Annotated in this window: 11 protein-coding genes; all 11 read right to left on the minus strand. The window is 45.1% G+C overall.

The genetic code is table 11. The features are described 5' to 3' along the window. A partial coding sequence (gene ndk / locus BCT81_RS26080) for a nucleoside-diphosphate kinase (protein WP_102426348.1) occupies positions 1 to 349 on the minus strand: 349 nt, incomplete at its 3' end. Positions 350 to 452: 103 nt separating this feature from the next. Continuing rightward, positions 453 to 1,748 (minus strand): aminopeptidase PepB, encoded by a 1,296-nt coding sequence (gene pepB, locus BCT81_RS26085; protein WP_102426349.1) that lies wholly within the window; start codon positions 1,746 to 1,748, stop codon positions 453 to 455. Between the two features lie 206 nt (positions 1,749 to 1,954). Then, positions 1,955 to 2,155 (minus strand): Fe-S cluster assembly protein IscX, encoded by a 201-nt coding sequence (iscX, locus tag BCT81_RS26090; protein WP_004740335.1) that lies wholly within the window; start codon positions 2,153 to 2,155, stop codon positions 1,955 to 1,957. Between the two features lie 118 nt (positions 2,156 to 2,273). Beyond that, positions 2,274 to 2,612 (minus strand): ISC system 2Fe-2S type ferredoxin, encoded by a 339-nt coding sequence (gene fdx, locus BCT81_RS26095; RefSeq protein ID WP_004740336.1) that lies wholly within the window; start codon positions 2,610 to 2,612, stop codon positions 2,274 to 2,276. A 20-nt stretch (positions 2,613 to 2,632) separates the two neighbouring features. Then, positions 2,633 to 4,483 carry a Fe-S protein assembly chaperone HscA gene (gene hscA, locus BCT81_RS26100; RefSeq protein WP_061033299.1) on the minus strand — a complete coding sequence of 617 codons (1,851 nt, stop codon included), beginning with the start codon at positions 4,481 to 4,483 and terminating at the stop codon, positions 2,633 to 2,635. A 22-nt stretch (positions 4,484 to 4,505) separates the two neighbouring features. Further along, positions 4,506 to 5,021 (minus strand): co-chaperone HscB, encoded by a 516-nt coding sequence (gene hscB / locus BCT81_RS26105; protein ID WP_008222752.1) that lies wholly within the window; start codon positions 5,019 to 5,021, stop codon positions 4,506 to 4,508. An 83-nt stretch (positions 5,022 to 5,104) separates the two neighbouring features. Beyond that, positions 5,105 to 5,428: an iron-sulfur cluster assembly protein IscA gene (gene iscA / locus BCT81_RS26110; RefSeq protein ID WP_061033300.1), complete on the minus strand. Its 324-nt coding sequence runs from the start codon at positions 5,426 to 5,428 to the stop codon at positions 5,105 to 5,107. Between the two features lie 98 nt (positions 5,429 to 5,526). Beyond that, a complete protein-coding gene (iscU, locus tag BCT81_RS26115) occupies positions 5,527 to 5,904 on the minus strand; it encodes a Fe-S cluster assembly scaffold IscU (protein ID WP_004740340.1) in 378 nt (125 codons plus the stop codon). 33 nt (positions 5,905 to 5,937) lie between these two features. Further along, the gene (locus BCT81_RS26120; protein WP_008222744.1) at positions 5,938 to 7,152 is read right to left on the minus strand and encodes an IscS subfamily cysteine desulfurase; all 1,215 of its coding nucleotides are present in this window, start codon (positions 7,150 to 7,152) and stop codon (positions 5,938 to 5,940) included. A gap of 27 nt (positions 7,153 to 7,179) precedes the next feature. After that, positions 7,180 to 7,701, minus strand: coding sequence for a Fe-S cluster assembly transcriptional regulator IscR (iscR, locus tag BCT81_RS26125; RefSeq protein ID WP_032498688.1), 522 nt, complete (start codon positions 7,699 to 7,701; stop codon positions 7,180 to 7,182). A gap of 117 nt (positions 7,702 to 7,818) precedes the next feature. Next, positions 7,819 to 8,547 carry a tRNA (cytosine(32)/uridine(32)-2'-O)-methyltransferase TrmJ gene (trmJ, locus tag BCT81_RS26130; protein WP_061033301.1) on the minus strand — a complete coding sequence of 243 codons (729 nt, stop codon included), beginning with the start codon at positions 8,545 to 8,547 and terminating at the stop codon, positions 7,819 to 7,821. Positions 8,548 to 8,595 lie beyond the last annotated feature (48 nt).

Consider the following 8,595-nt stretch of genomic DNA (forward strand, 5'->3'; position numbering starts at 1 on the left):
GTACTGAGTTGTAACGCATGCTGATTGCGTAATCAGCGCGGATCGTGCCGCATGCCGCTTCTTCTGGGTTTGTTTTGCCCATAAGTTCACGGTAACGAGCAATTGCGTTTTCGCCTTCAAGTACTTGAACCATGATAGGACCAGAAGTCATGAACTCTTTTAGTGGACCAAAGAATTCTTTGCCTTCGTGTTCCGCGTAGAAGCCGCTCGCTTGCTCTTCAGTCAGACGAACCATCTTAGCAGCGATGATTTCTAGGCCTGCTTTTTCGATGCGGTGGTAGATTTCACCAACAAGGTTACGCTTAACTGCATCCGGCTTAACAATTGAGAACGTTCTTTCTAGAGCCATAGGGATTCCTTCACTTCATTTTTTTGTTATTAAATACTGAAATTACCAAGATCATTCGATCTAAGATAATCAATGAGCGGCATCGAACCGCTCATCGTTATTATTATTTTGCTTGGTCGATAAGAATGCGAGCCAGTGTGCGAACACCCATGCCTGTTGCACCTGCCGCCCACTTATCACTTGGAGATTTACGGTAAGTACCCGCGCAATCCATGTGCATCCAGCCTTTTTTGTAGTCATCTACGAAGTAAGACAGGAACGCAGCAGCAGTACTTGCACCAGGAGTGTAATCACCCGTGCTGATGTTCGAAAGGTCAGCAAAGTTTGAAGGCAGCATGCCACGGTGGAAATCCGCAAGAGGCAGTGGCCACAGGCCTTCTTTCTCTTGGTTAGCCGCCGTTAGTGCTTGGTGAGCCAGCTCGTCATCAAAGCTCATTAGCGCGTGGTAGTCATTACCTAAAGCATTTTTAGCAGCACCCGTCAGCGTTGCACAGTCGATGATAAGCTCAGGATTTTGCTCACTTGCGTACATCAGGCCATCAGCTAGAACTAAACGACCTTCTGCGTCGGTGTTCATGATCTCAACTGTCTTACCGTTCTTGTATGTGATGATATCGCCAAGCTTCAATGCACGGCCAGAGATCATGTTCTCTGCACAACATAGGATAAGCTTGATGCGCTTGTTCAAGCCACGCTCAATCGCAAGACCTAAACCACCAGTGATAGTCGCTGCGCCACCCATATCCGCTTTCATGGCAGTCATGAATTGACCTGGTTTAATGCTGTAACCGCCTGAGTCGAAAGTAATACCTTTACCAACTAGACAAGCAAATACAGGTGCGTTTTCATCGCCTGTTGGGTTGAAGTCCAGTTGAAGCATTGCTGAAGTACGCTCAGAGCCGCGGCCTACCGCGTAGATGCCTTCCCAACCTTCAGTTAGTAGGTCTTTATCTTTAACGATTTTTGCTTTAACTGTGCCTTCTGGCGCAACTGACTTGATGTATTCAGCTGCCATTGTTGCCAGTTGACGAGGTGCGACTTCTTCAGCCGTCTTATTGATAATGTCACGCGTCCAATCTGTAGCACGGATACGCGCTTCTAGTTCAGCTTGGTCTGCTTCTGGCAGTGCGTCCCACTCCAATGTATTCTTTTTCTTTGGTCCACGGTAACCTTGATTGAAAGCCCATACGCTTTCTAGGTCCCAACCTTTACCACTTAGTGAAACGAATGAAATACCTTGTCCGTCAAGTGTGCGACCTGCGCGTTGAACGGCACCAAGATCGTGGCCTTCACCAATGTGAATTGTCGCTCCAGCTTCCGAGAACGATAAGATAGCTTTTGCTCCCCACTGAGGCTGGGCAGCTTCTTGACTTAAAAATACTGACATCTGTGTAGACATGATTTCTCCTTGTCTGAGAACCACCTTACTTGAGTGATCCTGATTATTTTTTATTAACGCACTGATGTTAGCATTATGTAGAAGTAAAATGTCATTTTGATAAAAAAACGGACCATAAGGTCCGCTTTTTTTAGTAAGAATTGTTAACTTGGCTGCGTTTTATATGGGGTTGATTTCACTCCATAGCCAAATCATCGATGTGATGATTAATCCATCTCATCCATCCAGCACAAAATAATAGCCTCTAAGATCTTTTCGTTCGAGTGATTAGGCTCGTCATCAAACTCTTCAAGGTCTAATACCCACTGATGTAGGTCGGTAAAACGTACCGTTTTAGGATCAGTATCAGGGTACAAATCACATAGCTCAATTGCGATATCACGAGAATCAATCCACTTCAAGCTCATAACACTTCCTTATATTTATCAGAGACACTTAGTCACTTTTATGATCTATATTCTAGGCCAGTTTTGCTAAATCGTTATCTCAGTCATGGCGAAAACCACCATGACTGTAGAGTAATTCTTAGTGATCTTCAGATGCTAGGTTCAAGGTGTACTTTGGAATCTCAACAACAAGGTCTTCATCAGCGACTTTCGCTTGGCAACCTAGGCGAGATTCCATTTCTAAGCCCCATGCTTTATCAAGCATATCGTCTTCTAGGTCATCACTCTCTTCTAAAGAATCGAAACCTTCACGGATCACAACGTGACATGTTGTACATGCACACGATTTTTCACATGCGTGCTCAATACCAATACCGGCCTTCAACGCTACATCAAGAACCGTTTCACCAGTTTTTGCTTCTAAAACAGCGCCTTCTGGACATAGATCTTCGTGAGGTAAAACAATAATCTTTGGCATGTTTATCTATTCTCTAACTATTAAATATTATCGACTGACTGACCTGACAGTGCAGCACGAATTGATTTATCCATACGACGTGAAGCAAAGTCTTGGCTCGCTTTGTCGGTATTCTTAATTTCTTGTTCAATGGCATCAGCACTGTCGCCGTTGCGCACTTCAATCAGCGTTTCAATGGCTTGTAGCAGCTGTTGTTTCTCTTGCTCGTTAAGCAGCTCGTCACCGTCAGCTTGCATTGCAGCGATCAGGCCTTCAATAACACGATCCGCTTCTACGCGTTGTTCCGCAAGAGCACGCGCTTGCATGTCTTCTTTTGCAAACGTCATTGAGTCTTTCAGCATGTTAGCAACTTCATCATCGCTTAGACCGTAAGAAGGCTTCACTTGGATTTCAGCTTGAACACCTGTGCTCTTCTCCATAGCCGTAACTGATAGCAGGCCATCAGCATCCACTTGGTAAGTCACACGAATATGCGCCGCACCAGCAGCCATCGGTGGAATGCCTTTCAGAGCAAAACGAGCCAATGAGCGACAGTCGTCAACCATTTCACGTTCGCCTTGAACGGTATGTACTGTCATTGCAGTTTGACCGTCTTTGAACGTAGTAAATTCTTGTGCGCGAGCTACTGGGATCGTGGTGTTACGCGGAATGATCTTTTCTACTAGGCCACCCATGGTTTCGATACCTAGTGAAAGTGGGATTACGTCTAGTAGCAACATTTCTGAATCAGGTTTGTTACCTACTAGAATATCCGCTTGAATTGACGCACCAATCGCAACCACTTCATCAGGGTTAATGCTGGTTAATGGCGTACGACCAAAGAAGTCACCCACCATTTCACGTACTAGTAATGTACGAGTTGAACCACCAACCATGACTACTTCTAGCACTTCATCCGCATCAACTTCTGCATCTTTTAGAGCACGACGACATGAAAGTAGCGTTTTCTTAACTAGAGGCTTGATGATCTCTTCAAACTCTTCACGAGTTAATGAACCAGACCAACCTAATACTTCAACATCAACACTTTCTGATTCAGACAAGCCAATTTTAGCTTCTGTTGCTGCATCTAGAAGCGCACGGTTTTGCTCAGCAGTTAGCTCTGATAATCCCATTTGCTCTTTGAAATGATCAGCGACAAGGTGGTCAAAATCATCACCGCCTAGTGCAGAGTCACCGCCAGTAGCTAGAACTTCAAAGACACCTTTAGACAAGCGTAAAATAGAGATATCAAACGTACCGCCGCCTAAGTCGTAAACCGCGATCACCCCTTCTTTGCCTGAATCCAGACCGTAAGCAATCGCTGCCGCCGTTGGTTCATTTAGAAGACGTAATACATGAAGACCAGCCAGCTGCGCCGCGTCTTTAGTACCAGCACGTTGTGCATCATCGAAATACGCAGGAACAGTAATCACCGCACCAGATAGCTCACCGCCTAATGTAGATTCAGCACGTTGACCGAGTGCTTTCAGAATATCTGCAGATACTTGAATCGGGTTCTTGTTGCCTTGCTCTGTACGGATCACAGGCAGACCATTATCACTTTCTTCAAACTGATATGGCAGAGATGGGTATCGTTGCTGAATATCAGCCAGTGAGCGACCAATCAATCGCTTAACTGAGATAATGGTATTTTTAGGATCAGTCTGTGCATTTGCACGAGCTTCATCACCAGTCGTATGTGAGTCTGACTGATAGTGAACAACGGAAGGCAGAATGCTACGACCATCTTGATCAACGAGCGTGCTCGCTTCACCACTGCGCACTGACGCAACCAATGAATTTGTTGTACCTAAATCAATACCCACAGCAAGCTTATGCTGGTGAGGAGCGGCGCTTTGCCCTGGTTCTGCAATCTGAAGTAGTGCCATGGATGTGTCCTTGTTGTACCAACTAGCCGATCAAACGATCTTCAACTAGCTCGATTTCATTCTTTAATTTTGCAATAAACTTTAGCTTTCTTACTCGGTCTGCTGCTTCTAACCAAGCCTGGCTGTCGAGTTCTTGTTGGATAGCGCTTAATTGTTGTTTATACATTTTGCTAACCTTTCCTTCAAATGCAAACAATGCATCTTCCGGGTCAGAACTGTCGGCGATGTCTTCAAGCTCTTCACGCAGTTCCATTTGCTCCATAAGGAACATTGGGTCTTGCATGGTTTGCTGCTCGCCGCGAATATCCTCACCATGTTGTACTAACAGGTATTCAGCGCGGCTGATTGGATTCTTCAGCACCTGATACGCATCGTTAATTTGTGCTGCTTTTTGTACGGCTAGCAAGCGATCTCGCTCAGAAGCTGTAGCAAATTTATCAGGATGGAATTGGCGTTGCAGATCTCTAAACTGAGAAGAAAGAAGGCTACCATCCAGCTGGAACTGAAGTGGTAGCCCAAATAATTCGAAATGATTCATGTAACGGTGGTCCTAAGTTTAGGCTCTGAGTCAGAGCCTAATTTTATTCTTCGCTCACTATAAACGTTCTACGATTGAAGCGTTTATACGTTGAAGCTCTCACCACAACCACATTCGCCTTTCGCGTTAGGGTTGTTGAATTCAAAACCTTCGTTTAGGCCTTCTTTTACGTAATCAAGCTCCGTACCGTCTAGGTAAACTAAGCTCTTTGGATCAATGATGACCTTCACACCTGAATGCTCGAACACTTGGTCTTCTTCGTTAAGCTCGTCAACGAATTCTAGTACATACGCCATACCCGAACAGCCAGTGGTTTTAACCGCTAAGCGCAACCCGATACCTTTACCTCGGTTATCTAGGAAAGCTTGAACTCGGCTTGCCGCCGTCTCTGTCATGGTGATGGCCATACTACAACCTTGTGTTTTATATAAAATTGAGAACTCAGGGGGAGCACAAAGGATGCTCCCAAATATTGCTTATTATTGGTGATTACTTATAGAAACGATTAACGCTTCTTTTTGTAATCCGCAACTGCTGCTTTGATTGCATCTTCAGCAAGAATTGAACAGTGAACTTTCACTGGTGGCAACTCAAGCTCTTCTGCGATTTCAGAGTTTTTGATAGCAGCCGCTTCATCAATGCTTTTACCTTTAACCCACTCAGTGACTAGTGAGCTAGAAGCGATTGCGCTACCGCAACCGTAAGTCTTGAATTTCGCATCTTCGATAATACCTTCTGGTGTTACCTTGATTTGCAGTTTCATTACGTCACCACAAGCTGGTGCGCCAACCATGCCGCTACCTACACTTGGGTCTTCTTTATCAAACGAACCTACGTTACGTGGGTTTTCGTAGTGATCAATTACTTTTTCGCTATATGCCATAATAGTTACCTCGAATCCTCTATTTCCGTGAGATTAGTGATGTGCCCACTCAACAGTGTTCAAATCAATCCCTTCTTTATACATATCCCATAGAGGAGACATGTCGCGTAATTTGTTTACCGCTACACGGATTTGTGCAATCGCGTAGTCGATTTCTTCTTCCGTTGTGAAACGGCCGAATGAGAAACGTACTGAGCTGTGTGCTAGTTCATCGTTTAGACCAAGAGCACGTAGAACGTACGATGGCTCTAGACTTGCTGATGTACATGCAGAACCCGATGATACTGCTAGGTCTTTTAGAGACATAAGCAGAGACTCACCTTCAACGAAAGCAAAGCTCACGTTTAGGTTGTGTGGTACACGTTGGTCTAAGTCACCGTTTACTGTTACCGCTTCTAGATCCTGAACACCTTTCAGTAGGCGCTCACGAAGTGCTAGTGCGTGATCGTAATCTTTCTGCATGTCTTGCTTAGCAACAGCACACGCTTCGCCCATACCCACGATTTGGTGAGTAGCAAGCGTACCAGAGCGGAAACCACGCTCATGACCGCCACCGTGCATTTGCGCTTCAAGACGAATACGAGGCTTACGACGAACGTAAAGTGCACCGATACCTTTAGGACCATACATCTTGTGAGCTGAAAGTGAGATTAGGTCAACTTTAGTCTCTTTTACGTCTAGTGGGATTTTACCCGCAGACTGAGCTGCATCAACGTGGAAGATGATCTTGCGAGAACGACATAGTTCGCCGATTGCATTGATATCTTGGATAACGCCGATTTCGTTGTTTACGTGCATGATAGAAACAAGAACTGTGTCTTCACGCATTGCAGCTTGTAGCTTGTCTAGATCGATGATGCCGTTTGCTTCTGGCTCTAGGTAAGTTACCTCGAAGCCTTCACGCTCAAGTTGACGACATGGATCAAGAACCGCTTTGTGTTCTGTTTTGCACGTGATTACGTGCTTACCTTTCTTCTCGTAAAAGTGCGCTGCACCTTTAATAGCAAGGTTATCTGACTCTGTAGCACCAGAAGTGAAAACAATTTCACGTGGGTCTGCATTTAGTAGGTCAGCAATTTGCTCACGAGCATTATCTACTGCTTCTTCTGCCTGCCAGCCGTAACGGTGTGAACGAGATGCAGGGTTACCGAAGTTACCATCCATCGTCATGCACTGAACCATTTTCTCAGCAACTCGTGGATCGACTGGGCATGTAGCTGAATAGTCAAAGTAAATAGGCAGTTTCATTTTCTACTCCAATGTAAAAACTGACCGCTATGAGCGGGCATTAACACCGTGAGGTGCTGCACTAATCGTTGTAGTGCTCGTATTTTTATGTGCAAAACTATTGTTAACCGCAAGATCAATATCTTGGCGATCAGAAATCTCTAAAACTTCGTTATCTTTCATCAGCTCACCGAGCGTAATGTCGTTTAAGAAGCTGCTGATTCGGGAGCTTAAATCACGCCAAAGGGTGTGAGTTAAACAACGACTACCACCTTGGCAATCTGCTCGACCGTGACACTTAGTTGCATCTACTGATTCGTCAACTGCTGCAATCACAGTTCCAACAGCGATGTCGCCCGCTTCAGCGCCAAGACGGTAACCACCACCTGGGCCACGAACACTAGCAACTAAGCCAGCTTTACGTAACTTAGAAAAAAGTTGCTCTAAGTAAGATAACGAGATGCCTTGTCGCTCTGAGATGTCAGCCAGAGGAACTGGGCTTTTTTGCGAATGCAGTGCTACATCTAGCATAGCCGTTACCGCATATCTTCCTTTAGATGTAAGTTTCATATCACACCGTATCCACATTGTTTATGTGGTTGGAATCTTCCCATACCTGACTAAATTGGTCAAGTATTTTACCTGACTATTTTAGTCAGGTATTCATCCTTACAGTGAGTATGGCTTTTACTGGCTATTTTTGCTCTTCTCGATAGAGGTCAAAATACCACGAAGCGTGTTGATCTCTTGAAGTTCTGGACGCGCACGACTAAACAGGCGACGTAACTTATTCATCACCTGACCAGGCTTATCCTTAGAGATAAATTGGGTATCGATGATGACTTTTTCAAGGTGTTCGTAGAACATTTCTAGTTCTTCGTGACGAGGGTACTCATCTTGTGGCTGAGGCTTGTATTGGCTAGCCACCATATCTAGATGAGCAACACGAACTTCGTAGCTCAGCGTCTGTACAGCCATCGCCAGGTTTAGCGAGCTGTATTCCGGGTTTGCAGGAATACATACGTGGTAATGACACTTTTGTAGTTCTTCATTCGTTAGGCCTGTGCGCTCACGACCGAAGACTAATGCTACAGGGTGCTTTTGACCTTCAACGGCAAACTTTTCACCACACTCACGAGGCTCAAGCATTGGCCATTCAAGGGTACGTGAACGAGCACTTGAACCGACAACCAAACCGCAGTCTTTTACGGCTTCGTCTAATGTAGAAACAATAACCGCATTTTCAGCGATGTCACCAGCACCAGCAGCCAGTGCTAAGGTCTGCTCGTCAACTTCACACTGAGGGTCTACAAGAACTAACTGACTTAAACCCATCACTTTCATTGCGCGAGCTGCTGATCCGATATTTCCCGAATGAGACGTACCAACCAGAACGACTTTTACATTGTCTAACATGCTATATGACACCACTTTAAAAATAATCGCGAGATATTAACACATAGC

The organism is Vibrio sp. 10N.261.52.A1 (genome assembly GCF_002876325.1).
Lineage (GTDB): Bacteria > Pseudomonadota > Gammaproteobacteria > Enterobacterales > Vibrionaceae > Vibrio > Vibrio chagasii.

Excerpts from the sequence above, each read along its gene's own strand:
- BCT81_RS26120 (WP_008222744.1), bottom strand. The coding sequence starts at position 7,152 with ATGAAACTGCCTATTTACTTTGACTATTCAGCTACATGCCCAGTCGAT.
- iscX (WP_004740335.1), bottom strand. The coding sequence starts at position 2,155 with ATGAGCTTGAAGTGGATTGATTCTCGTGATATCGCAATTGAGCTATGT.
- pepB (WP_102426349.1), bottom strand. The coding sequence starts at position 1,748 with ATGTCTACACAGATGTCAGTATTTTTAAGTCAAGAAGCTGCCCAGCCT.
- trmJ (WP_061033301.1), bottom strand. The coding sequence starts at position 8,547 with ATGTTAGACAATGTAAAAGTCGTTCTGGTTGGTACGTCTCATTCGGGA.
- iscU (WP_004740340.1), bottom strand. The coding sequence starts at position 5,904 with ATGGCATATAGCGAAAAAGTAATTGATCACTACGAAAACCCACGTAAC.
- fdx (WP_004740336.1), bottom strand. The coding sequence starts at position 2,612 with ATGCCAAAGATTATTGTTTTACCTCACGAAGATCTATGTCCAGAAGGC.
- hscA (WP_061033299.1), bottom strand. The coding sequence starts at position 4,483 with ATGGCACTACTTCAGATTGCAGAACCAGGGCAAAGCGCCGCTCCTCAC.
- hscB (WP_008222752.1), bottom strand. The coding sequence starts at position 5,021 with ATGAATCATTTCGAATTATTTGGGCTACCACTTCAGTTCCAGCTGGAT.
- iscA (WP_061033300.1), bottom strand. The coding sequence starts at position 5,428 with ATGGCCATCACCATGACAGAGACGGCGGCAAGCCGAGTTCAAGCTTTC.
- iscR (WP_032498688.1), bottom strand. The coding sequence starts at position 7,701 with ATGAAACTTACATCTAAAGGAAGATATGCGGTAACGGCTATGCTAGAT.